Consider the following 22,088-nt stretch of genomic DNA (forward strand, 5'->3'; position numbering starts at 1 on the left):
AACTGGGGGTTAGGACTTGCCGAGGGCCAAGTTGGCGAACTTGGTATATTGTCCGATAAAGGCCAATCGGCGCACACCACACTCACCATTCCGGTGCTTGGCAACAATGATCTCCGCAATGCCTTTAGACTCAGAATTTGGATTATACACCTCATCCCGATAAATGAACATGATCAGATCAGCATCTTGCTCAAGCGCACCAGATTCTCGTAAATCTGCCATGATTGGATGCTTGTCAGCTCGACGTTCCAGATCACGGTTTAATTGAGATAGAGCAACAACAGGTACAGAAAACTCCTTGGCGATAGCCTTGAGTTGCCTTGAAATATCAGCAATCTCCTGTTCACGAGATTGTAGACGTCGGCCTCCAGCCATCAGCTGTAGGTAGTCGATAACAATCATGCCGATGGGTGTGTCTCCATACTCTTGGGTAACTTGCCTAGCCACCTTGCGTACATAACCGGGAGTGATTCCAGAAGCATCATCGATCAGCAGGGGTGCTTCCAGCATTTGTCCAGTCGCATCCACCAGCTTCTCCCAATCGTCTGGTTCTAAATTTCCAAGCCAAAGCCGCTGGCTGTCAACCCGGGCTTCGCTACAGATTAGACGCATTGCGATGTGTTCCTTGGGCATTTCCAGGCTGAAGATCAGGATGGGCTGCTTGGACTGCAGCGCAGCATACATCCCCATGTTCATTGCAAATGAAGTTTTTCCCATCGAAGGTCGGGCTGCCAAGATAATCAGATCGCCACGCTGTAGACCACGGGTTAGTTCATCAAGTTCTGTGAAGCCAGTCGGGATACCGGTGATGACCTGTGGATTTTCTGAAAGAGCCTCCAGGTACTCGAAGTTGCTGAGCAATACCTCACGTAGTGGCGTGTAACTGCGAGTGCGGACTCTGTTCTCGATTTCACGAAATTTTTCAGAGGCTTCTCCCAGAAATTCACTGATGCTGCGTTGGCCTTCCTGTCCCTCGCGAGCCAGTTCATAGGCAGTGGAGATAATTGCTCGAAGCTGGCTTTTCTCCTGAACGAGCTGGGCATAATACTCAGCATTGTCCGCCACTGGTGTGGTCTGAGTCAGCAAGAGCAGGTAGTCCACGCCTCCAGATTCATCAAGAAAGTTGTGATCTCGGAGCCATCCAGAAACGGATACTTCATCAATCGGAGCTTCTTCTCCCGCTAACTCCTGCATGGCCGTAAAGATCTTTTGATTGGCTGGGGAGAAGAAATCTGTGGGCTGCAAGTAGTCCTGAATTTGAGCCAGCAACTCATTGCGGTAGATGATGGCTCCAAGGACAGCTTGTTCAGCAAGCTTGTCGTTGGGCAGCAGTTCTTCAGGTTTCGGTTTCGTGGGCGCACCGGGCATAGGCAACGCTGTGATAGAAGGTCACTGAGGAACGCAGACAGTGGAGGGGACAGGAGGCCAGAACCTCCTATGATAATTGACAGTCAGGAAGCTTCTGCTGCTTCGGCGGATTCTTCTTCCGCAGTCGCTTCAGTTTCCTCAATTGCTTCTTCTCCAGCCTCGGTGGTTGCAGCCACTTCGGCTTCTGGAGGTGCGGCGTTTGGATCGAACTCTGCCAACACACGGATGCTCATTTCAATCGAGACTTCGGTGTGAACCCGAACAGTGAAGGTGTGAGTTCCAACGTTGCGGATCGGTACTGGTAGCAGGATTGCTCGACGCTCTACAGAGTAGCCCGCGGCTTCGAAGACTTCTTGAATGTCTCGGTTGTTTACGGAACCGAACAGGCGACCACCTGGGCCAGCCTTACGGGTGACTTCAAGATCCAGCACTTTCATCAGGGCTGCCTTTTGCTGAGCTTGGGCAATCTCCCCTTTGCGCATCTTTTCCAGATACTGCATGTGATGCCGGAATTCATTCGACTGCTGACCAGTAACTGGCAACGCCAAGCCCCGAGGCAACAGGTAGTTTCGTGCATAACCGGGCTTGACGTCAACGACGTCACCGAGTGTGCCAAGATTAGGCACTTCTTGTTTCAGGATCAGTTTCACTGGATTACCTCAACGACAGGGTGCGTTAGTTCTGGGGGATGTAGCCCGCGGTGAAAGATAACAGAGCCAGATTACGAGCTCGCTTGATCGCGATCGCCAGCTTGCGTTGATATGGCGCTGATACGCCAGAAATGCGGCTCGGAACAATCTTTCCACCCTCGGTCACATAGGACTTCAACAACTCCAGATCTTTGTAATCAATCTCTTCGATGCCAGCTTCCTTGAAAGGACAAACTTTGCGCTTGCGACGTAGAAGGATGCTGTTGGGGACACTGCGCATCGGGCGTTTTTTCTTTTTCTTGGCCATCTCTCGTTCCTGATTGGGGTCTTAGTCTTCGTTGGTTTCAGTGGGTTCTTCTTCAGTCTCAACCGCATCAGAGTCATCGTCTTCTTCAACTTTCTCTTCTTCGCTGGCTTCCTCCACCGGTTTCAATTCAACGAGACTCTCAAATTTGGCTGCTGCGCTTTCCCAGTCTTCAACTTTGATGATCTGGGCTCGGATCACTTGCTCTGAATAACCGAACTGGCGCTCCAACTCTTCCAGCATTGCCCCATCACCACTGAGGTACCAGAGATGATAGATGCCATAGTCCTTCTTCTTAATTGGGTAGGCCAACTTACGTTGTCCCCAAAGATATTCACGGCAAATCTGCCCCTCAAAGCGTGCTACAAAACCGCGTACACGGGCAAGCAACTCTGCTTGTTCTTCACTATTTAAATCGGCGGAAGTGATGAACACCGCCTCGTAGTCTCGCACCATGGATAATTTTCCTTTTGAGCGTTAGGCCCGCTGATACAGGCAAGGAAAGTAGACGTTAGACATTAAATCGAAAGTGCATAATGTCACCGTCCTGAACAACGTAATCGCGTCCTTCCAGACGCCAGCGTCCGGCTTCACGGACCGCTGTTTCCGAACCGAGGGAATCTAAGTCATCGAAGTGGTAAACTTCGGCACGGATGAAACCCTTCTCGAAATCGCTATGAATTTTACCAGCGGCCTGGGGGGCAGAAAATCCACGTTGAACCTCCCAGGCTCGAACTTCCTTTTTGCCCGCGGTGAAATATGTGATCTGATTCAGCAATTGGTAACCAGATCGTGCGAGTTGTACGGTTCCAGAGTGACGAATGCCCATCTCTTCCATAAATGCCCGGGCTTCCTCTTCTTCCATTTCTGCCAACTCTGATTCCACCTGAGCACAGATTGGAATGACTTCGACCTGTTCTCGCGCAGCCAACTCTCGCAGAGCAACTTCAAATTCTGAGGCCTCACTCAGTCCCTCTTCGGAGACATTGGCGATGTAGAGGGACGGCTTACTGGTGATCAAGCTTAGCTCTGCAAAGATCACTAACTCTTCCACAGACCAATCTCCGGAGCGTGCTAGTTTACCATCTCCCAGATGGGCTAACATTTTTTCAAAAACTGGAATTGCTGCTGCAGCCTCTCGATTGCCCTTGGCCTGTTTACGCAGTCGTTCCAATTTTCGCTCAACCTGCTCTAAGTCAGACAAAACCAATTCAGTTTGGATGACCTCGATGTCTCGTATCGGATCTGGTGACCCATCAACATGAACCACATTCTCATCAGCAAAGCAACGAACGACGTGTGCAATCGCGTCAACCTGACGGATATGACTGAGAAACTGATTGCCTAATCCCTCTCCTTGGCTAGCTCCTTTAACCAGTCCCGCAATATCTACCACCCGTAACATAGCTGGGATCGTCTGGTTTGGTTCAACCAACTCGGTCAAGCGCTGCAAGCGTGGATCTCGAACCGGCACCATCCCTACGTTGGGTTCGATCGTGCAGAAAGGGTAGTTGGCGGCTTCTGCTTCAACGCGTGTAAGCGCTCGAAAGAGCGTGGATTTGCCAACGTTGGGCAACCCAACGATTCCAACTTCCAGAGCCATGTGGAGCCAACTTCAGTGAGGTGCGTTAAGTGAGGTCTGAGGAAAGTTTGCACCGCTGATGAACTTTTCCAGCAGAGGAAAAACCTGGCGAATCAGTGTCTGACATTGTTGTCTGGCTTCTTGGCTCCAGCGTCGCAAAACATAATCAACAGTTGGTACGTCCGCAGGTGGTCGACCAATGCCAAGTCGGACACGCCGAAAGCTGTCAGAATTCAAGTGCTCCATCACGGAGCGCAAGCCATTGTGTCCCCCGTGCCCTCCACCAGAGCGCAATCGCGCTTTGCCAGGAGCCAGATCAAGATCATCTGTACAAATGACAATGTCAGGAGGGTCTATCTTGTAGAAGCGTGCGCATGCTGCAACCGCCTGGCCGCTATGATTCATGAAAGTGAGGGGCTTCAACAGAATCACCGATTGATCTCCACTTCCGTGGCGACCCATCATCGCTTGAAACTTCTCAGAACCAACCTCACAGCGCCAAGCCTCCGACAAGGCGTTGATCAACCAGAAACCAGCGTTGTGTGGTGTCTGTTCATACTGCAGTCCTGGATTCCCCAGTCCCGCGATCAATTTCACGGATTGTCGGCCGTAGCGGCAGCTTGTGCAATACGAACTGCACGACCAACAATGGAGGCAATGCTATAGTTGGCCTTGGCCCTCAGTTCCACTTGCTCAGGCAAGCGGACGTCCTGGATTCTCAGGTTGCCACCAAAATCGAGAGTGGAAACATCCACCTCAACATAATCGGGGATTGCATCTGGCTTACAATTGACAGGAACATCTCGTGCGACCAGTTGAAGAACACCTCCTTTGCGAACTCCTGGACTCTCTCCCACGGTTTTCAAGGGAACACGCAGGTTGATCGAATGTTCCGGATCCAACTCACGGAAGTCAAGATGGATCAAGAGGGGCTTGTAAACATGTTTTTGCACATCCTGCAGCAGTACCTGACGGACTTCTCCTTTTTTGGCGTCAGGTTCCCTGATTTCAAGTTTCAAGAGCTTGTGGGCGATGGTTAGTCGGCTCAATAGTTGGCGAGTTTTGACCTCATCCATTTCGAGGTTCAGGTTGTTCTCACCTCCATAAACAACTGCGGGGATGCGATTTGCACGACGCAACTGCTGGATGGCTTTCTTGCCCATGTCGGTGCGCTTGTAGGCGACCAAAGTTTCTTCAGACATGTCGGTTTGCCCGAATGGGGTTGCAAAAAGAAAAACGACCTTTATAGCATCGTACAGAAATAAATTCAATTGATTTTACAGGAATTCAGAATGATTCGACTGATCTGGTGTACTTTGATCGGGCTACTGATCTGGTCGCAGAGTCTCTCAGCACGGGAGCGTCCACGCTGGGAACTAGGGATTATCCACGCTGCAGGACAGCTACCGCACTACACCGGTTCCAATCACTATTACCAACGGAGCATCAATCTGCCCTATGGCATTCTCCGTTCAGAGCAAGTTGATGTGTCGGGGGTCCCCAGGCTATTCACAGATTTTACCCCAGATCTGCGCTTGGAGATGGCTTTTGGAGCAGAGTTGCCCGTGGAATCGGATGATCTGAATGAATTGCCTCCACCTGGAGCGGATGGTTCTTCCGATAAAGTCATTCGTACGAAGAATTACACGCGTCGTGGTATGGAAGATATCCAAGCGCTGATTGGTATCGGGCTGACACTCGATTGGTACCTGGGAGAGCGCGTGACTGTCGATTTTCCATTGCTCAGCAAAAGTACTCTGGGAGGTGGCTTCCGTTATGCTGGGAATTCTTTTGCTCCAGGGATTTCAGTGGACGCTTTTGATCGAGATTCCAACTATGCACTGGCCCTCGGAGTATCATGGGAATACGGAGATGAAAACTTTAACCGTACCTACTATGAAGTGAAAGCAGACAATACTTTGCCAGATCGTCCTGCCTACACACCTTCTGCCGGCTTGATTTCCTTCAATGAAAATCTTCGCTTTACTGCTCAATTCACTCGCAGTCTATATCTTTTTGTCCTGCGGTATCGCCGGGTACTCGAAAACAGTGTGGTTAAAGACAGTCCGCTGGTGGTTGCAAACAAGAACGAAGGATGGGTTTTAGGAATCATTCTGGCTTTGGCTGCCAGTGATGCTTCAGTGACTCGTAGAAAATGATTTCTGAAAAAATTCAAACTTTCTTGGAATGCTTGAATGACTTACTTCAGGAGAGATCCGAAGCAACTTTTGGCAAAGTTTCCTGCTGCAGCTGAATCCAATCATACCACTCCTCCATTCCTTCTCCTGTTGTTGCAGAGACCTGTAAAATCTTCAGAGTAGGGTTGATCTCCAAGGCTGCTGTGAGACAGCGATCCAAATCAAATTGTAGGTAGGGCAGTAGATCTACCTTGTTCAGCAGCATCAATTGAGCGGCCCGGAACATGTGTGGATATTTCAGCGGTTTGTCCTCCCCTTCGGTGACAGAGAGGATGACGACCTTGGCCCATTCGCCGAGGTCAAACAAAGCAGGGCAAACCAGGTTGCCCACATTCTCCAAGAAGAGCCGGTTGCTTTCGTGCAAATGGAGCTTATCGACTCCCCTACGTAACATGTCTGCTTCCAGATGACAGCCCGTGCCCGTATTGATCTGGATTACCTCACAACCAGTCGCCCGAATTTGTTCAGCGTCGTGTAGGGTGGTTTGTTCTCCTTCCACTACTGCGATCGGTAGTTCTCCCTTCAAATCAGATAGAGTTTTTTCCAAGAGAGTGGTTTTGCCCGAACCGGGAGAGCTGACCAAGTTCAGTACACAAATTCTTTGCTCTGCAAACCGGGCACGATTCTCGGCAGAAAGTTGGTCATTCTTAGCCAGTAAATGAGTGCCTAAAGGGATGACACGGCCTTGCTCGTCATGGATGTGCTCATGGGTGTGATTGTGATGCTCATGGCCGTGCTCATGGTGATGATGGCTGTGTTCGTGACTGTCAGCAGGGCTATGTGGTGAGAGTGAGCTTGGAGTCCGTCAATCATGATTGGTGAACGTCCCTTCTGTAGATGAGTCATCATCACTGCTGCTCCTTCGGAACAGCCACAAGTCTAACAAATTAGCTAAGCTCCATTTCCTTGATGTTGAGTTGGTCTCCGGAGCGAACAGCCAGCGAGGCAGATCCGCAGTCACAGACGTCGTAAAGTTGCTGCACGGTGAATTCGAGACCACAACGGCGATAGGTAACTTCACCCTCTGGTTCCAGTATTTCGAGTTGTGCTCCAGCGAGCAGTGTATTTTCGGTACAGGCTCCGAAACAGAAGTGGATTGCCTCAGCCATGACGCCGCTCAGCTTGCCAATTTCCAGAGTGACCCTCTTGACTCGTTGTCCTTGGGCGTGTTCTTCAACAATGGCCACCAGGTTTTGAGTGATGCTGAGTTCATGCATTAGCAGATTCGTGGAAGCTGCTCACCGTAGAGCACATCGACAACCCGTTCTCCTCCAAAGGCAGTCTGAAGAATGACACGTCCCTTAGGAGATTCTGAGACAACTCCTATCTGGCAGCTATGCTGGCCAGCTGGGTGAGCACACATGGCACTTAGTACGGCCTCTGCCTGATCAGCAGGAACGAGAGCAACGAGAGTTCCTTCATTGGCCAAGTAGAGCGGATCTAGTCCCAGGATTTCGCAGACCCCCTGAACTACTTCACGAACTGAAATCTGTTGTTCCCAGAGGTGAATGCAGACTCCAGAATCCTGGGCAAATTCGTTCAGAACGGTCGCGATTCCTCCCCGAGTGGCATCACGCAGGCAATGAATCTCTGGGCAAACTGTGAGCATCTCAGCGATCAGGCCATTCAGTGGCTGGCAGTCACTCTCTACGGGAATTTGCAAGGAAAGCTCACCCCGTGCATCAACGATGGCAGCGCCGTGATCTCCGAGGAAATGATTGACTAAGACAGCATCACCAACTTCAGCTCGCCACGAAGTGATGTTTCGATTTTCTGGCAAAAAGCCAATTCCAGCCGTATTGATGAATAGCTGATCTGCCGCGCCTTTCTCAACCACCTTGATATCTCCTGTGACGATCTGTACTTGGGCCTTGGTTGCGGCAGTAGCCATAGAGGCTATAACCTGCTCCAGTACCGACAATTCCAGTCCTTCTTCGAGAATCAATCCGCAACTCAATACCTGAGGAATCGCACCACTGACAGCCAGGTCATTTACGGTTCCATTGATCGCCAGTTTGCCGATGTCACCACCCGGAAAGAAGAGCGGTTGCACAACAAAGCTGTCGGTTGTGAAGGCGATTCGATGTCCTGGTGGGGGTGATAATTCTGCATGATCTTGCAATCCCTTGGGATCAGGTTTGCCAAAGTGTCGGAGGATTGTTCCTTCAATCAAGCTACGAGTAGCGCGTCCACCACCTCCATGTGCCAGGGTGATCGTATCCCGGGCGTCACTCATAAGGTGGCTTCCACCTCGGCTTGTTCACGCCAGCGAGAACCATAGTTGTAGTAGGCGGCACAGGCACCCTCAGAAGAGACCATCAAGGCCCCGATTGGATTATCGGGTGTACAGGATTTGCCAAAGACCTGGCATTGCCAGGGTTTGAGCCGCCCCTTGAGTACCTCACCACACTGACATTCAGCAGGATCAACAACGGGAACATCCCGAACGGCAAAGACCTTCTCAGCATCAAAATCTACAAATTCTGGTCGCATCTCCACCCCCGATTCAGGGATCGAACCCAGGCCCCGCCACTCGAATTGTTCACGTAGTTGGAAGACTTGATCCATGGCCTGTTGCGCAGCCAAGTTGCCTTGGGTAGGAACAACTCGGCGGTACTGATTCTCTACCTCACAGCGTTGTTCCTCAAATTGTTTGAGTAACATCCAGACCGACTGCAGGATATCCAAGGGTTCAAAACCAGCAACAACAAAGGGTTTCCGATGTTCAGAGGCGATAAAATCGTACCCTTCGGTACCAATAATCATGCTGACATGTCCAGGCCCAATGAAACCATCGAGGCGTAGATCCGAATCAGCGAGAATTGCCCGCAAGGTTGGGATGATCGTGATGTGATTACAGAACAGGAAAAAGTTTGGGATCTGCTCTGCTTTAGCCTGTAGCACAGTAAAAGCGGTGCTAGGCATCGTTGTCTCGAAGCCGAGTCCAAAGAACACCACATTGTGCTCTGGATTGTTCCGTGCCAACTGAAGAGCATCCATTGGTGAATAGACCATCCGGATGTCCTGACCAGCAGCCTTGGCCTGCAGCAGGCTCTTGTGAGAACCAGGAACCCGCATTGCGTCACCGAAGGTCGTCAGAATCACATCTTCGCGTTCTGCAATCGACACACAGTCGTCAACGCGGTTCATTGGTAGCACACAGACGGGACAGCCTGGGCCATGAATCAGATCGATTCCCCTAGGCAGCAATTCTTCCAAGCCAAACTTGAAGATCGTGTGCGTATGACCGCCACACACCTCCATCAGGCGGATTGGTTTTTCAGCTGTGGCGTTGAGTTGTTGTGTCAGGTGTTCAATGCCTTGAAGGAGAAACTTTGCCTTTTCAGGATCACGAAATTCCTGAATGTATTTCATCGGACTCTCCTAGTTGACGGCTTGTAAAGAGGTCTGTGCTTCGTGCCATTCATCCTGCATTTCACCGAGTTTGGTGAGAAGTTCTAGGGTTCGCTGTGCTTCCTGTGGGTCAATGCGACTCATCGCAAAGCCCACGTGAATCAGGACCCAGTCGCCGATCAGTTCTTCCAAGTCATTCACGTCGTTTTGCAGGCAGGCGAGATTGACGGGTCGTCGGAGTCCACCCACACTGACTTCTCCAAGAAACTTGGACTTGTCGATAATTTTTTCAATTTGACCAGGGATTCCTAAACACATGAGTTTTCCTTAATATGCGTCTGGTTAGATTTTTTGAGCATTACTTTTGCTGATTGTCAGTAAGTGCTTTCAACCAATATTGTTAGTTCGTTGTGCGGTGGTTTGAACTTGCACACCCTGCTGCGCTTCGGGTAGTTGTTTCAGAGACTGAATTTCTAGTCAACAACAATAATTAAATCTATTGAAGATCTACAGGGGTCTCATTTTTTGGTAACTAACTATGAATGTTTGTATTGTTGCCAGAATGCGACGGACTCTGAAGTCAGTGTATTGCTGAAAACAACAAATATTCATCAAGTTCAGAGCGTGGAGAAACAAGTGTCAGAAAACAAGACAGGATTTTGGGTAGTTGATCAGCGTCCGATGCGAGTTGAGCAAATGATGTTCACAGATGAAATGAATTGGGAACTGGAAACTCTGAAAGATGATCAGGTGAAGAGAGTGGCGATTATTGGTTCTAGAGGAGTTGGAAAGACATTATTTGCTCAAGCCTTGGCTGGCTTCCAAAGCATAGTGTTCAAAGTCTCAGAACTCGGGAATGTACAGATTCCTAGTTCTGAAACAATTATTCTAAAAGGAGTAGATCAGCAATCTAAGGCAGAAGTTTTGAAAATATCAGAAAGAGAGCAGCAAACCATCTTGGTTGCTCAGGAAAACATCACGGAACACACCGGAGAATCAAATTCTTTTCGTCCAGTGAAATTAGAAGAGTTGATGCCGAAGAATCAGAAGTCTTTCGAGAAGATTAGGAATTACTTACTCAATGTTCTTGAGCAGAATCAGATTCAGCTTCAAGTCAGTGATCTACAGTTTCAGTTAAATATTGAAGAAATTTTCGATAAGCTGTGGCCGAACATGAGACAAATCATTCGGCAAACACAAATGAGATCCAAAACTGGAGAATGGGTATCGATACCTGTTTGACCAACCAGTTGAAATCAGGTCTGGTTTCAAGAGCATATGATTGAATTAATAAGCTTGGATTTGTTTACTTAAGCAAGTAATTGAACTATTTTTAGCGATAAATAAACTGATTCAAATTAGTATTTTGTTGAGGGTTATGTCTTAGGCACATGAACAAAGTATTTCAAATCACACTTGCTCCAGTAAAACTCCTCAAAGTTAACATTATAAATTTCTTGTAGAGAAATCACATTCATAATTTCTTTACATTGTCCATGCTGCTTTTGGCCAAAACCTAACATCATGAGTTGCTCACAGTGATGATAAGCTTGGTTTGGATCATGTGTAGAAAATACAAATGTTAGTGCGTTTGTTTCCTGTAGTTTCGTCAAAATTGCAAATAGTTTTTCTTGGTTCTGCAAATCCAAAGCAGAGCTAGGTTCATCCAAGATGAGCAAATTGCATTCGGAAGTGAGAGCTTGTGCAATCAACACGAACTGTTTTTGGCCTCCACTTAGTGTCATGAAAGAGGTTGTTGCCAGATGCCCGAGCGACATCATCTCTAACCATCTTTCTGCCTCTGCACGATCGATAGAATTTGGCTGCTGGTACCATTTGAGATATCGGGTCCGCCCCAGTAAAACCATCTCAAGAACATCTAGGTCGCTCTTAAGGTTTATATCTTGAGGCAAAAACGCAACTGTGCCCTCAACTGTTACACTTCCCGATGCAGGACGATCGAGTCCAGCCAGTATCCGAAGCAACGAGCTTTTGCCCACACCGTTGGGTCCAACAACTCCTAAACTAGAGCCTTTAGGAAGTTTGAAATCCAGGCTCTCGATCAGCTGCTTTTTCCCTCTTTGTACTGCTAAATCTGAAGCAGCTAGGATCGTCTGATTCATACCTTAGGATTCCAGCCTCCGCCGAAGTAGATACGCAAAAAAAGGAGCACCAATAAGTGCCGTGATTACTCCGAGAGGAATCTCCATTGAACTTAGCCCTCTGCAAAGATAATCAATGATCATCATGTAATAAGCTCCGATGAATGCAGAAACGATCAAGAGAGAGAAATGATTGGATTTTGAGAAGTTTCTTGCAATGTGAGGTACGACAAGCCCAACCCAGCCGACGACTCCAGCGACAGAAACTACGCCAGCACAAATGACTGTAACCAGGCCTAAAACTGACCAACGATTACGCTCTACATTCAAACCGAGTGATTTGGCATGATCATCACCGAGGTTTAGTACATCAATGCGATATCCCAGGATAATTAACGCGAGCAGTGCGATCAGTATGAGAGGGCCAACGAGTTGAATCTTGGCATAACTTGCTGTCGCAAAAGACCCCATTAACCAGTAAGTGATTGCGGGAAGCTTATCATCAGGATCTGCAATGAACTTTACCATGGAGACTAAGGCCAGGAAAAAGCTACTTGAGACAATTCCTGCTAGCACAAGTGTTAGTCGGCTTGTGTACCCTTGCACTCTTGCCACGACAAAGACCAAAATCATTGCGATCAACCCGAACAGAAAAGCAAGCGATAGTGTGAGGAAACTGTTCTCAGAGATGAGAATTCCAAGAGCTCCCCCAAACGCCGCACCAGAATATACCCCGATAATCTGAGGGCCAATCAGAGGATTAGCAAAGACTCCTTGCAGTGCACAACCACAAGCTGCTAACCCAGCTCCACAGATCATGGCTGTGAGTGCGCGTGGAATTCTAATGAGCAGTATTACCCGCTCAACAATCACGTCTAATTCGAACGTGGGATGGAAGAGGTTGACAAGAATTTTGCCAAGATCAGCAACGGAGGAATTGAGTTGACCTGATGTAATATATAGGACCGGGATAGTCACTGCGAGAAGAACTAATCCCAGTTTTTTCAGAACCAATTTCGATCACTTGAATAAGTTTGTATATCCTTTTGATCCAGCATTCATTTTCATTTTTAGAATCTCATTTAGATCCGAATCAGTAGCATCAGTCTCATAGAGCATCTTGTAAGAACGTTTTATCTCACCACGGAGTGGATAGCTGTGGTGCTCTGGATAGGTTAGCATCCCTAGCCACATCCATGTCAAAGGTGACTCCTGATTAGGAGGATCCCAACGATATCCTCCAAGTGGCATGGCGTAAACGGTCTTATTGATCGCTGCATCAGTTACTGAAAAGACAGGGTGTTCGATGTAATCTTTGGGAGAAAGTTTTGGTTCGAATCCATTCATCAGGACTATGTCTGGATTCCAAGCCACGACCTGCTCTGGGGTTGCATTGTAGAACCCTTTGTTTCCTGCAGCAGGATTGATCCCACCTATGAGATTGATATAGAAATCGTTATAGGTTCCTTTGCCAGCAACCTGTAAGTTGTTTTTGAATAGCCGAAAATAGAGAACATTTTTCTTCTCCTGGATCTTGGCTGAATTGGTTTTGACTTCTTTCAGGGTCTGTTCACGCCAATTCACCATTTTCAGCGCCTTGTCTTCCTTACCAAGTACGGTTGACATGATCCGAATCCACTCTCGTGCGTCTTGTTCATTCCGAATCTTAATAGCTGCCACATTTAAACCAGCGTTGGTCAAGGGATCGAAGATTTCATCTCCATAGTTTCCCCATTGAAAGACCAAATCTGGCTTCAATGCTAAAACTCCCTCAATGTTGGGCATAAAGTTGAATCCACCACCAACAAAATCACTGGGTAATTGAAGCACTTCTGGGAAAAGCCTACCGAGAAACCGACCTTTCATAGCAGTTTTGGTAAGCTGATGCACTCCCACTAATTTGTCAGCTGAACCGTCGATGGACATGAACATGGAGGGGGCTGGAATAGGGATGCTGACCACTCTCTCGACTGGATTTTCAAATCGGATTGTCCGGCCCTTTTGGTCGACTACTTCTAGAGCACTGGCTAAAGTGGCCCAAAACATACAAATTGTGATTAAGAAACTTCTCATAGCCCTATGTTGCAAATTTCGTTAGAAGGCGCTGGAAGGACACGTTGACACATCTCCCATTGTAAAACTCGGACCTCTGCAGGAGGAAGTTTACCAGCATTCCTGAGATGAACTGCTTCTAAAAATTCATCTCGTACAACACCTGGTTTGATACCTAGGTGGAAACGGGCTCCCGGACATGTAACCTCAAAGGCATAAATGCCAGAAGAGGCATTTGAACACTCAACAGATACTTCAGTCTCTGGATCAAAGGTAAACCCAGTTTCATGATCTGGTTGAAAAAGATAATTGAAGGCATCTCTCATCCCTTTTCCACCAAAGGCTCCTCGGATCTTAACCCCAGTTTTTGGAATTGCTCCGAGGCCTTGTTCCAAAAGGCATTGTGAGAGTTTGAAACCGAGTGAGAGTCCACACAAGGCCGATCCAGAATGATACTTTAGGAAGTCACCAAAGTGATATGGATATCCCCAGGTGATTTCTATGTTTTCGTTTAGTGGAAATTGGCTGGCCCACTCAACTAGGCCAGCCTGTGTTGGTGGTTTGGGAGTCAAGCTCATCCTTTAGCCAAAATCCAATCTGCAATTTGACCGATTGCCTGCATGGATGGGGCTGCTGGATTGAAGTCGATCGGTGCAATTGCTTTCCTTTCGGATTCAATCAAGTTTTCATCATGGGGAATAGTCGTGATGATTGGCATAGAATGTTGCTTACAGAATGTCTCGATGGCTTCCCGATCTGCTTCTGTCCTTACCTTGTTAGAGACAGCATAGAGATGAGGAATCTTTAGCTCGGTTGCCAGCTTAAATGTCCTCATTCCTGCTTCTAAAGAACGATAATAGGGCTCTACCACGATCAGCATCATATCCACATTCTTTGCGGTTCCTCGCTTGAGATGCTCCAAACCTGCTTCCATATCAGTGACTGTGTGTTTTCCGTAGCCAGTCAGTTCTACGATGAGGCCGCGCACCGCACGGTGAGATGCACACATTCAACCACTGCCAGCGGTTCCATCTGCAGGGTGACCCATGACGATCAGATCAATATTATCAGGTGCCTTTGAGCCGTATTGCTGAAATAGATCTGATTGAGAAAGTGTCATCTTCAGCACTCGTTCTCCAGCTTCGTCCTCTTCTAATTTCATGACTGTATGAGGGATGAAATTAATATTTCCGGCATCTTCTCGGCTAATTCCTAAGGTCAGTGCTAAATTAGGATTGGGGTCGCCATCAATAGCCAGAATTTTCTCCTGACGGCTAGCCAGCATTCTTGCTAACGTTCCAGCAAGAGTAGTTTTCCCAGAACCACCTTTACCAACAGTTGCGATTCTCATGTTGCTCCTGATTTTTGTTGATGGAAATGATCTTCAATCATTTGTTGGAGTAGCTGTACTGCCTCAGGAATAGCTCTTGAGACAACTTTTGAGAGTTCTAGTGTGCATGGTTCAAGACTGCTTGGCTCACAGGCTAAAATTCTTAGATAGGGAGGCAATTTACCTATATTTTTTAAAAATTGAAGAACCCTAGCTGGGGTAGCATAGTGTGTATCTGCGAAGTAATCACGCTGTTGCTGAACGTTCAAGGCCAAGTCTTCAACCACAGGCTCAAGTACTCTTAGTGTGCCAGGTGGAAACTTTTCTTCGAAAGCATCAACTAGAATCAAACCTTGGTAACTGAGCAGCATTTCCTGAATAATGTTGATGCCTCCAATCCCAGTTTCCATCAACTTTAGACCAGTCTGGGGAGTGTGGCTTTGTTGATAGCCTTGAACAACAAGTGGACCGAAGGCATCGTCAGAATTCAACATGTTGCCCACTCCTGCAACAAGCAACTGATGCTGTGCAATCAAGAGCAATCTTTCAGAAACTGGGGAGTTCAGGAATGAAGGGCATATCGAGGCCGATCAAGATTCGTGGGGATTCCTTCTTGACTGGATAGCAGCCAAGGTAGGCGTCACTACCTAATCGTGCTCCGTTACGGATATCATACAAGCAACCTTGGTGGTGAGGGCAAACCAGGGTATAGCCATCGATCTGAGCACCAAACATCAACTCATGGTTAACCATGCACTCTGCTGAAAATGCGTAGATTTTCCCCTCAACAAAACAGAGAAAAATGAAAACATCTTCGATCTGATCTGAATAGAGTAGGCCAGCTGATAGATTTTCTGCATTGTGACGGCTGGGAATCCACCGTGCCACCTTGCGAGAGTTGAGAGAGACACTTTGTGAGTCACCACCACTACAGCTTGATGCTGTAGGGAGTAGATCATATAGATCCATCAGTGTGCGAATAGGTGGATCTGTGATGACCTGCTCCATGACTCCGTCTTTGAATAAACGAACCAGACGAGTCAGAGATTCACGATGAATCTGATCGAGAACGTTCAACAATTCAAAAACTCGACGTCGTGCCGGATCGTCTTCGATTTGCTCTAGGGAGGAGACCAAGTAGTCAGCCCTAGCTAACAACTGATCCCATTCCTCATTGGTCATGAATCCACGCAGGGCTTGTGGCTCAAATTCCTGCGTATTCTGGTCAGTGATGTTTGCAGCGGCTATGGTCGTCTCCATCGCAACACCCGTCTACACATTCATAGTGTCCGGGTTGCTGCATCTCATTGAATGATTCGATAAATAGTTTCCCACCTTCCTTGGTACCTGCCTCTAAAAACTGATAGCTACCGCTAGGAGTCTGCTCCATTCGTCCTGTTCCGCACAGTTCCTGTAAAATCATCTCCACCTGGTCAGTAGGCTGATTCAAGAAAGGACTGAGTGTCTGTGCTGTAAATTCATTCCCAAATCCTTCCCCTTGGTACCAAAAGCAAATCTCGAGGATTTCCTCCTTATGCACCAATTCATCAAGTGCAGTGCTCATTCAATTTACATAGTTGAGATGTTGCTTGAATTCATACTTGGTAAATAGTTCTGAGTCTACGAGATCATTGACGGACTTATCCAGAATAGCTTCTCGGCCAGAAGCCCCATACTGTGCTACAGACCAGGCTAGATCAGCAACTTTTTTGCGGACAACATCGGGGTCGAAGCCAAGAATTTCCAGTAATTCTTCCTCTTTAGAGCCCATATTTTCAGCCATTACAATTTCTCCAAAAGCATCTCCGGGTAGATCTACCTCTACCGTAAAGACTTCCTTTGGCCACACTTTGAAGTAGTCCCCAATGACCAGTGTGTTGTCGAGTGAGACAACACCGGTAACTCCTTCGTACATCCGCTCCTGCAACTTCAATGTCGACATCTCTCCTCCGATCCACTTGTAGACAACAACATTACCAGGCCGCAGACAACCAGCTGAACTTCCAATGAGAACAGTGCGATCGTAAATGGTCTTATGGTCTTGTAGTCGTTGGGTGACGTGAATCGGACTCCAAGTCATGTTCTCAACTTCGATGATCGTGGATCCCCAATCTCTATCCTGTAAGTCCTGCATCAACAGCGGTCCAAGGGGATAGCGGTCGAGGATAGGAGAGTGGCCAACAATGCCGATCAATACTCGCATGGACTCAATTGATACCACATGCGCAGGTGGTTACCTCTCTGGTAAATACATGGTCCGAACCGTCCACCATAGTGTGAGTTGTACAAGGCATACAAGGGTCAAAACTACGAAGTGCTCGCAAGATATCAATGCCTTTGAACTCTTCGGAAGACTTAAAGTTACTTTCTAAAATTGGGGTATTCAGCACAGACTTCTCATAAGGTCCGGGCTCTCCCCAGGGTGTCTGAGGGCAGGCGTTGATGGTCGATGGAGTGATGATCTGGTAATTGGTTAGCAAACCGTTCTCAATCTCGCAGTGATGGGATAGAAAGCCTCTTCCAGCTCCCCAGAAGCCGGCGCCAATGAATTTACCTGTTTCAGGAATCTTGAACGGTGTCGCTACTTCACGCTCCCCTCGCTTCCAGAGATCCATTGCTCTGACCCAATTCTCCATATTGACCATGGCATTATAAGCTACTGCATAAGCTCGTGCTCGATTACGTTCGATCGCATTCCAAACGGGTGGGACTTTCCACTCGATTTTCATCTCTGGCAATTCTGCACCTTTACCGACATTCAAAACTAGGCTGTTGCCTGTAGATTCAAAAAATTCACTCTTCGGCAGCTTGTTGGCCAAGGCAGAAATATACATTCTAGCATAGGCACCAGCTTCAAATACCTTGCGGTCCCAGGTCGGCGTAGTTGACCAACTGTAGCGCTCTTTCCAATTTTGCTGACCAGGCCGTGGAATCGTTGTTTTGTTCCAGGGATGGTAAGGACTCAAGGGTGCACCGAGAGGATCCGTTTTGTAGGGATAGTCTTCCCACATCTCGTAGTAGGAGTGTTCAATGAACTCTTCAATGCCTACGTTCAGATCCTGTAGTCTTGTGGTAACTAATTTCCCATCAACCAATGCCCCCGGTGTAGACCAGCGCATTTCTCCCCAAGTGTTGCAGTTCTCGTAAGAGGCATCATAGTAGTCTTCGTGGTCCCACTGACCGAAATCAACCATGGTCGCATCTAGCTTACCCACTTCTTTGAACCGCTCATCACACTCATAGAAGAAGTCGTAAATGTCGTCCCAAATTCCCACACACTTTTTGGAATAGTCGAAGAATTCAGAGAAGCGAATGTAGAATTCATTGAACGTGGTGGTACTGAGGGTGGTAGTGACTCCACCTGGGATGATTGTCTCCGGATGCGGATACTTGCCCCCCAGTAGCACGTAGGCTTCTCGGGCAACTCTGGTCATCTGCAACGCCTCAAGATAAAGCTTACCCGTCAATGGATTGAGATCCGTCATGATCTCTGAAATTTTCCGATACCCATGAAGATGGCTGAAGCGGGTCGGTGTATTCTGTGCCTTTGCCCATATTTCAGGATTGGTCTCCCGAACGAGTTGTTCTGAATAATCCGGACCCGCAAGCACAAAGAGGTGGAGTGGGTTGTCGTAAAGATATTCACAACTCAGCAACAGATTTCGAATGACAATTCCCAGTGGTGGTGGTTTGATTCCCAAGGCCATCTCAATACTGAGGGCAGAGGCTGTGGCATGAACACCCCCACAAACACCGCAGGCACGAGAGCTAATGAATGCTGCATCTCGGGGATCACGACCCCGTAAAATCACCTCATAGCCCCGAAAAAGTGTAGCCATCGAATTTGTTTCTACGACTCGTCTATCATCGAGATTGACGGTGCTGTGGAAAGCCAAAGCACCTGCTACTCGTGTAACTGGATCAAAGTCTTTGTCAAACAATTGACCATTTTTTCGAGCTATTTCACGGAGCTTTTCTTCTCGTTCTGCTGGGGTTTTGACCTGATACTGATAAGGATTTGGTACGCCACTCTTTAGATGAGCATTGCCGGCGGAATCAAATTCGATAGGGAGATTTTCAAAACACATTGGTTGCCTTTTTTCTTTAGGGTTTGATCCCTGAGACTGGATAACGAGCTTGGATAGGCACTGCCTACCACAGAAAACTCAGCAATTCCTATTTAAGATTTTTTTGAAGGGGCCCAGTGCTTGGAACCTCCTGATATCTTCTGTGGTACTCCGGCTAGACTAGACACTGATTTGCGGTCTGATGTGGATGCATCATTTGATGATTTTGTTAACTGGACCAGGTTACTCAGAGCAGCCTTGAATTCTTCCAAGAGAACGGTTAGGCCAACATTGAGTTGCCCAATGCCCTCACCAAGTGGGGCTGTGTTTTGGTTAACCTGTACGAGCCCTCCAGCCAGTAACTCTAAGTTGTCTGCGGTCTTTTTGAGATTCAGATAGATTCCAATCAAATGATAAGCAACCACCAAGACGATGGCTCCAGCTAGAACCAATGAGATGCTGGTAAGAATAGTAGACATGATTAATCCCTCCCACGAGCGAGTTCAGTTGTTAACTGGTGTAGTCCTTTCGTCTGTCCAACAATTTCTGTTGCATGTTCGAGTGTTACCCCCAGTTGCTTTGTATGGGAAGTGTGATTGGCAATACCAAGTCCGCTTTGAAGCATTTCTCGGCTATACTCACAGATAGATTTCGTGTGAGACAGAGCTTGATTCAAAAGAGACCAAGCGACAGGAACAATGATGAAGGCAATGATTGCTAGGGTGATACCCCAGATCCAATATGCTGCTTCAGTCATTTTTCTCTCCTGTTGTTGATTTTGGAGTGAGATTGCCTGCCAAGACTGGCAGACCTCCTTTTATATTTGCCAAAACAGAGTTTGTCTGCTCCAGCAATGGTGGCAAGTGCGATGTTTGCTTCTCTATGGCCCGCAATCCCAACCGCAGTTTCGCCAGAAAACTTTCTGGAGTCCCTCCGATGGCAGCTAATTGATGGTTGATCTGTATCAGCGCCCAGGCCACGACTGCTAGGAATACTAGGGTGACAATGCAACTCAGTAAAACCATGAACGTCATTTGGACTCTCCACTCTTTGGTTTAGTGAGTTCAATGCAATTGACAGCATGGGTCAAGGCACGGTTTAAGTGACTGATTGACTGGCCCAAGATAGGAACATGAATTGTGTTGTTAGCGACCCTCTGGCCAGTATCCCAAATTTTTGAGACAGCCTGATGAATCGTCCGAGCGTTGCCTATAACGATTAGTAGCAGAATGGCAGCTACGCAAATCACCACAACTCCTAACCCCAAAGCAATCCACCAAAGTAAAATGTTTTCATCGACAGTCATGATGCCCTCTTTTCTTGGTCATCTTTAGCTAGTGGTCCCAGTAATTCTTCTAGTGCACCCATCCCATCAGCTACTTCTCGGGTATAGCGATTGGTCTGATTCAGTTGCCAGATGGGCATAGTGTTTTGCTCTATTTGTTCAACCTGCGCCAAGGCAGTCGTCGCCAGTTGAATGATTCTTCTGGTTTGGTAAATGATGCCAAGCAGTAACACCACAACAACGACGACAATCAATACAGCAACAGTGAATCCAATCAACCAAATGGCACTCATGCGACCTCTTCAGGTTGCTTGGTGTTTGCGTTGTGTTTCAAGAAAGAATGCCCACTTTCCTGAAGTTTTTGTTGAGTTTTGGAGTTTGGAGAAAATTTCGTTCCTGACTGTTGCAACTTGTTGTAGAAGAACCCTGAAATCTTCTCGACTACACTGTGCTTTTGATGGCCCCAGCCGCTGGGTACAGTTTCATTTTCTTTCCAGCGGGCCGTCCAGTTGCTCTTCCCCTGTGTTAACCGTCGTAGGGGGCGAATAAAGCTACCAACGGTACGGCTGGCCATTCCAGAGACAATGGTGCCTGGAGGGGATTTGTAGAATGGAGCAAAGGCGTCTGGGAAGCCTGGCATGGTGCAGCCAATACAGATTCCACCAGTATTCATGCAGCCCCCATTGTGACCCAAGGCTCCACGCGAGACCATATTGCATTGTACTACTGGACCCCAGCAACCCAACTCTACCAGACACTCTGTATCACCGTATTTTTTCGCAAACACGCCTTCTTCGTAGTTCCCTGCTCTCACACAACCCCGGTGAACCGTATCACGAAACAACCACGCTGGTCGTCCAAGCCCATCAAACTCAGGAAGTGGCCCTAAGCCCGCTAGGAACATTAACACTGCAGCAATTGTCTCGGTCAGGTTATCTCCAACAGGAGCACACCCTGGGATGTTAATGGGTGGTAAACCCAAGGCACTGAGGTAATCCTTCCCTAGAAAATCCATCACGGACATTGAATTTGTGACGTTTCCAGCTGCGGCAGGAATTCCACCCCAAGTTGCACACGTTCCTACGGCAACCACAGCTGCTGCACTTGGAGCCAGATCCCGCAGCCAATGGGCGGTAGGAATGGGCTTGTGGTAGCCATCCTCACTGTACTCCATACCCATTGCTGACCAATAACCTCCAAACTTTCCAGCAATGCTCTCATCTGCAACAGACCCTTCGTAAAGAACTACGTAAGGGGCTCCAAGCTCTCCATTTTTTGCCTTGTGATACGCTGCCATGAACTCATCACCAGCTGTTACCGAAAGTACGGGGTGATGGAGTATTATCTTGGGTAAGCCTGGAATAGCAGCACGAATGAGTTGGTCAACGGATGGGTTCTTAGCTCCCACCGCAGCAATGCTACAGCCATCACAACTCATTCCAGCTAGCCAGAACGCATGAACTTCTTCGATTGGTCCTTGTTCTAGTGTAATCCTACCGAAGCCACTTTTAGCATCTGGTGGTGTCGTTGTTTGCATGATGTTTATTCTTATCTAAAGGTTCAGGAAAGAATCCAAAATTTTTGGGAGTTTTAACTTTATGCCGGCTCATTGTCCAACAAAATTATGAAAGTCCTCAAATGATTCAACAATTAGCTATTTTATCCAAACCAAGAATAAATAGGTAAATATCTAATTTTAATATATTTTTAAATATTTTAGTTTATTTATTCAATCCGATCCAACTCCGCAATTGAAGGCCCTAACAATTGCTCTATTTCAATTTTGGAGAGATATG

Annotated in this window: 30 protein-coding genes and 1 pseudogene; 2 read left to right on the forward strand and 29 right to left on the reverse strand. The window is 47.6% G+C overall.

Annotated elements, in window-relative coordinates; all coding sequences use genetic code 11:
• Positions 1-9: 9 nt before the first annotated feature.
• The 7 genes from dnaB to P8O70_12305 all read right to left on the reverse strand — a co-directional run bounded on the left by dnaB (position 10) and on the right by P8O70_12305 (position 5,106).
• A complete protein-coding gene (gene dnaB / locus P8O70_12275; GenBank protein ID MDG2197635.1) occupies positions 10-1,368 on the reverse strand; it encodes a replicative DNA helicase in 1,359 nt (452 codons plus the stop codon).
• An 83-nt stretch (positions 1,369-1,451) separates the two neighbouring features.
• A complete protein-coding gene (rplI, locus tag P8O70_12280) occupies positions 1,452-2,018 on the reverse strand; it encodes a 50S ribosomal protein L9 (protein MDG2197636.1) in 567 nt (188 codons plus the stop codon).
• Positions 2,019-2,043: 25 nt separating this feature from the next.
• A complete protein-coding gene (gene rpsR, locus P8O70_12285; GenBank protein ID MDG2197637.1) occupies positions 2,044-2,325 on the reverse strand; it encodes a 30S ribosomal protein S18 in 282 nt (93 codons plus the stop codon).
• Positions 2,326-2,346: 21 nt separating this feature from the next.
• Complete coding sequence (gene rpsF / locus P8O70_12290; protein MDG2197638.1) at positions 2,347-2,778, reverse strand: 30S ribosomal protein S6; 432 nt, start codon at positions 2,776-2,778, stop codon at positions 2,347-2,349.
• Positions 2,779-2,833: 55 nt separating this feature from the next.
• Positions 2,834-3,925 carry a redox-regulated ATPase YchF gene (gene ychF / locus P8O70_12295; GenBank protein ID MDG2197639.1) on the reverse strand — a complete coding sequence of 364 codons (1,092 nt, stop codon included), beginning with the start codon at positions 3,923-3,925 and terminating at the stop codon, positions 2,834-2,836.
• A 12-nt stretch (positions 3,926-3,937) separates the two neighbouring features.
• Complete coding sequence (pth, locus tag P8O70_12300) at positions 3,938-4,501, reverse strand: aminoacyl-tRNA hydrolase (GenBank protein ID MDG2197640.1); 564 nt, start codon at positions 4,499-4,501, stop codon at positions 3,938-3,940.
• A complete protein-coding gene (locus P8O70_12305; protein MDG2197641.1) occupies positions 4,498-5,106 on the reverse strand; it encodes a 50S ribosomal protein L25 in 609 nt (202 codons plus the stop codon). The genes pth and P8O70_12305 overlap by 4 nt, the downstream gene beginning before the upstream one ends.
• Before the next feature lie 90 nt (positions 5,107-5,196).
• On the opposite strand from P8O70_12305, the gene P8O70_12310 reads away from it, so the two are divergent.
• Positions 5,197-6,063 carry a MipA/OmpV family protein gene (locus tag P8O70_12310; protein ID MDG2197642.1) on the forward strand — a complete coding sequence of 289 codons (867 nt, stop codon included), beginning with the start codon at positions 5,197-5,199 and terminating at the stop codon, positions 6,061-6,063.
• A 46-nt stretch (positions 6,064-6,109) separates the two neighbouring features.
• On the opposite strand, the pseudogene hypB reads toward P8O70_12310, so the two are convergent.
• From hypB to P8O70_12335, 5 genes and pseudogenes are all read right to left on the reverse strand, one after another.
• Positions 6,110-6,865: pseudogene (hypB, locus tag P8O70_12315) on the reverse strand (hydrogenase nickel incorporation protein HypB).
• Positions 6,866-6,989: 124 nt separating this feature from the next.
• Complete coding sequence (locus P8O70_12320; GenBank protein ID MDG2197643.1) at positions 6,990-7,319, reverse strand: hydrogenase maturation nickel metallochaperone HypA; 330 nt, start codon at positions 7,317-7,319, stop codon at positions 6,990-6,992.
• Positions 7,319-8,338, reverse strand: coding sequence for a hydrogenase expression/formation protein HypE (gene hypE / locus P8O70_12325; protein ID MDG2197644.1), 1,020 nt, complete (start codon positions 8,336-8,338; stop codon positions 7,319-7,321). The genes P8O70_12320 and hypE overlap by 1 nt, the downstream gene beginning before the upstream one ends.
• Positions 8,335-9,477, reverse strand: coding sequence for a hydrogenase formation protein HypD (gene hypD / locus P8O70_12330; GenBank protein ID MDG2197645.1), 1,143 nt, complete (start codon positions 9,475-9,477; stop codon positions 8,335-8,337). The genes hypE and hypD overlap by 4 nt, the downstream gene beginning before the upstream one ends.
• 9 nt (positions 9,478-9,486) lie before the next feature.
• Positions 9,487-9,774, reverse strand: coding sequence for a HypC/HybG/HupF family hydrogenase formation chaperone (locus P8O70_12335; GenBank protein MDG2197646.1), 288 nt, complete (start codon positions 9,772-9,774; stop codon positions 9,487-9,489).
• A gap of 318 nt (positions 9,775-10,092) precedes the next feature.
• On the opposite strand from P8O70_12335, the gene P8O70_12340 reads away from it, so the two are divergent.
• Positions 10,093-10,698, forward strand: a complete 606-nt coding sequence (locus P8O70_12340; protein ID MDG2197647.1) for a hypothetical protein — start codon at positions 10,093-10,095, stop codon at positions 10,696-10,698.
• Between the two features lie 134 nt (positions 10,699-10,832).
• Here the strand turns inward: P8O70_12340 and P8O70_12345 are convergent, their stop codons facing one another.
• From P8O70_12345 to P8O70_12425, 17 genes are all read right to left on the reverse strand, one after another.
• Complete coding sequence (locus tag P8O70_12345; GenBank protein MDG2197648.1) at positions 10,833-11,579, reverse strand: ABC transporter ATP-binding protein; 747 nt, start codon at positions 11,577-11,579, stop codon at positions 10,833-10,835.
• Positions 11,580-11,582: 3 nt separating this feature from the next.
• Positions 11,583-12,572, reverse strand: coding sequence for an iron ABC transporter permease (locus P8O70_12350; protein MDG2197649.1), 990 nt, complete (start codon positions 12,570-12,572; stop codon positions 11,583-11,585).
• Between the two features lie 6 nt (positions 12,573-12,578).
• Positions 12,579-13,604 (reverse strand): ABC transporter substrate-binding protein, encoded by a 1,026-nt coding sequence (locus P8O70_12355; GenBank protein ID MDG2197650.1) that lies wholly within the window; start codon positions 13,602-13,604, stop codon positions 12,579-12,581.
• A gap of 23 nt (positions 13,605-13,627) precedes the next feature.
• On the reverse strand, positions 13,628-14,182 hold the full coding sequence (locus P8O70_12360) for a hypothetical protein (GenBank protein ID MDG2197651.1): 555 nt from the start codon (positions 14,180-14,182) through the stop codon (positions 13,628-13,630).
• Between the two features lie 2 nt (positions 14,183-14,184).
• On the reverse strand, positions 14,185-14,619 hold the full coding sequence (locus tag P8O70_12365; GenBank protein MDG2197652.1) for a hypothetical protein: 435 nt from the start codon (positions 14,617-14,619) through the stop codon (positions 14,185-14,187).
• Entirely contained in the window at positions 14,620-14,961 is a 342-nt protein-coding gene (locus P8O70_12370) for an AAA family ATPase (protein MDG2197653.1), read from the reverse strand.
• Positions 14,958-15,443 carry a hydrogenase maturation protease gene (locus tag P8O70_12375; protein ID MDG2197654.1) on the reverse strand — a complete coding sequence of 162 codons (486 nt, stop codon included), beginning with the start codon at positions 15,441-15,443 and terminating at the stop codon, positions 14,958-14,960. Before P8O70_12375 ends, P8O70_12370 begins: the two co-directional genes overlap by 4 nt.
• A 43-nt stretch (positions 15,444-15,486) precedes the next feature.
• Positions 15,487-16,200: a hypothetical protein gene (locus P8O70_12380; GenBank protein ID MDG2197655.1), complete on the reverse strand. Its 714-nt coding sequence runs from the start codon at positions 16,198-16,200 to the stop codon at positions 15,487-15,489.
• Positions 16,166-16,504: a hypothetical protein gene (locus tag P8O70_12385; GenBank protein MDG2197656.1), complete on the reverse strand. Its 339-nt coding sequence runs from the start codon at positions 16,502-16,504 to the stop codon at positions 16,166-16,168. The genes P8O70_12380 and P8O70_12385 overlap by 35 nt, the downstream gene beginning before the upstream one ends.
• The gene (locus tag P8O70_12390) at positions 16,505-17,143 is read right to left on the reverse strand and encodes a hypothetical protein (GenBank protein ID MDG2197657.1); all 639 of its coding nucleotides are present in this window, start codon (positions 17,141-17,143) and stop codon (positions 16,505-16,507) included.
• A gap of 4 nt (positions 17,144-17,147) precedes the next feature.
• Positions 17,148-19,028 (reverse strand): nickel-dependent hydrogenase large subunit, encoded by a 1,881-nt coding sequence (locus P8O70_12395; GenBank protein ID MDG2197658.1) that lies wholly within the window; start codon positions 19,026-19,028, stop codon positions 17,148-17,150.
• A 92-nt stretch (positions 19,029-19,120) separates the two neighbouring features.
• Complete coding sequence (locus P8O70_12400; protein MDG2197659.1) at positions 19,121-19,486, reverse strand: hypothetical protein; 366 nt, start codon at positions 19,484-19,486, stop codon at positions 19,121-19,123.
• Positions 19,487-19,488: 2 nt separating this feature from the next.
• Positions 19,489-19,764 (reverse strand): hypothetical protein, encoded by a 276-nt coding sequence (locus P8O70_12405; protein MDG2197660.1) that lies wholly within the window; start codon positions 19,762-19,764, stop codon positions 19,489-19,491.
• Positions 19,757-20,041: a hypothetical protein gene (locus P8O70_12410; protein MDG2197661.1), complete on the reverse strand. Its 285-nt coding sequence runs from the start codon at positions 20,039-20,041 to the stop codon at positions 19,757-19,759. The genes P8O70_12405 and P8O70_12410 overlap by 8 nt, the downstream gene beginning before the upstream one ends.
• Entirely contained in the window at positions 20,038-20,313 is a 276-nt protein-coding gene (locus P8O70_12415) for a hypothetical protein (protein MDG2197662.1), read from the reverse strand. Before P8O70_12415 ends, P8O70_12410 begins: the two co-directional genes overlap by 4 nt.
• Positions 20,310-20,585: a hypothetical protein gene (locus P8O70_12420; GenBank protein ID MDG2197663.1), complete on the reverse strand. Its 276-nt coding sequence runs from the start codon at positions 20,583-20,585 to the stop codon at positions 20,310-20,312. The genes P8O70_12415 and P8O70_12420 overlap by 4 nt, the downstream gene beginning before the upstream one ends.
• A complete protein-coding gene (locus P8O70_12425) occupies positions 20,582-21,829 on the reverse strand; it encodes a hydrogenase expression protein HypE (GenBank protein MDG2197664.1) in 1,248 nt (415 codons plus the stop codon). The genes P8O70_12420 and P8O70_12425 overlap by 4 nt, the downstream gene beginning before the upstream one ends.
• Positions 21,830-22,088: the final 259 nt, after the last annotated feature.

Source organism: SAR324 cluster bacterium (assembly GCA_029245725.1).
In the GTDB taxonomy this organism is placed as follows: domain Bacteria; phylum SAR324; class SAR324; order SAR324; family NAC60-12; genus JCVI-SCAAA005.